This is a genomic window from Microbacterium sp. zg.Y909 (assembly GCF_024626565.1).
Genome location: NZ_JANJFJ010000645.1, coordinates 1 through 1,421, shown reverse-complemented (window position 1 = coordinate 1,421; position 1,421 = coordinate 1). Strand labels below are relative to the sequence as shown.

Genomic DNA, 1,421 nt, shown 5'->3' with positions numbered 1-1,421 from the left:
GTGACCGAGCCCACGATCATCTACACGTACACCGACGAGGCGCCGGCGCTGGCGACGGCATCGTTCCTGCCCATCGTGCAGGCCTACACCGGTCAGGCCGGGGTGTCCGTCGAGACGCGGGACATCTCGCTGGCGGGCCGCGTGCTCGCCGCCTTCCCCCAGCGGCTGACGCCGCAGCAGCAGGTCGGTGACGCGCTGGCCGAGCTCGGAGGTCTCGCGACCCTGCCCGAGGCCAACATCATCAAGCTGCCGAACATCTCGGCATCCATCCCGCAGCTGAAGGCCGCCATCGCCGAGCTGCAGGCCGCCGGCTACGACATCCCGGACTACCCCGACGAGCCGACCACGCTCGAGCAGAAGGACATCCGCGCCCGCTACGACCGCATCAAGGGCTCCGCGGTCAACCCGGTGCTGCGTGAGGGCAACAGCGACCGCCGCGCGCCGCTGGCGGTGAAGAACTACGCCCGCAAGCACCCGCACCGCAACAAGCCGTTCGCCGAAGGATCCAAGACCCGCGTCGCCACCCTCGGGCACGACGACTTCAAGGCCAACGAGACCTCGGTCGTGATCGCCGCCGACGACGTGCTGACGATCCAGCACGTGGCATCCGACGGCACCGTCACTCCGCTCAAGGAGGGCCTGAAGGTCCTTCCGGGCGAGATCGTGGATGCCACGTTCCTCTCGGCCGCGGCCCTGGACGCGTTCCTCGCCGAGACGCTGCGCGCCGCCGAGGCGGACGACGTGCTGTACTCGGTGCACCTGAAGGCCACGATGATGAAGGTCAGCGACCCCATCATCTTCGGCCACGTCGTGCGCGCCTACTTCGCCGACGTGTTCGCGAAGTACGGCGACCGCATCGCCGCCGCCGGACTCACCCCGAACGACGGCCTCGGCGGCATCCTGTCGGGCCTGAAGGACGTCGAGGGCGGCGAGGAGATCATCGCGGCCTTCACCGACGCGATGGCAGGCGGACCCCGCCTGTCGTACGTCAACTCGGACAAGGGCATCACGAACCTGCACGTGCCGTCGGATGTCATCGTGGATGCCTCCATGCCGGCGCTCGTGCGCAACGGCGGCAAGCTGTGGGGCGCCGATGGCGGCGAGGACGACACCATCGCGGTCATCCCGGACTCCTCGTACGCCGGGGTCTACCAGACCGTCATCGACGACGTCATCGCGCACGGTCCGCTGGACCCGGCCACGATCGGCAGCGTTCCCAACGTCGGCCTCATGGCGCAGGCGGCTGAGGAGTACGGCAGCCACGACAAGACGTTCGAGATCGCCTCCGAGGGCGTCGTGCAGGTGCGGAACTCCGCCGGAGACGTGCTGCTCGAGCACGCCGTCGCCCCCGGTGACATCTGGCGTGCGACGCAGACCAAGGACATCGCCGTGCGCGACTGGGTGAAGCTCGCCGTCACCCG

Annotated in this window: 1 protein-coding gene; it reads left to right on the top strand. The window is 69.1% G+C overall.

Annotated features, from left to right (window positions below; translation table 11 throughout):
• Positions 1–1,421 (top strand): NADP-dependent isocitrate dehydrogenase (locus NQ160_RS23750; RefSeq protein ID WP_257517446.1); only part of this gene is annotated, 1,421 nt, incomplete at both ends.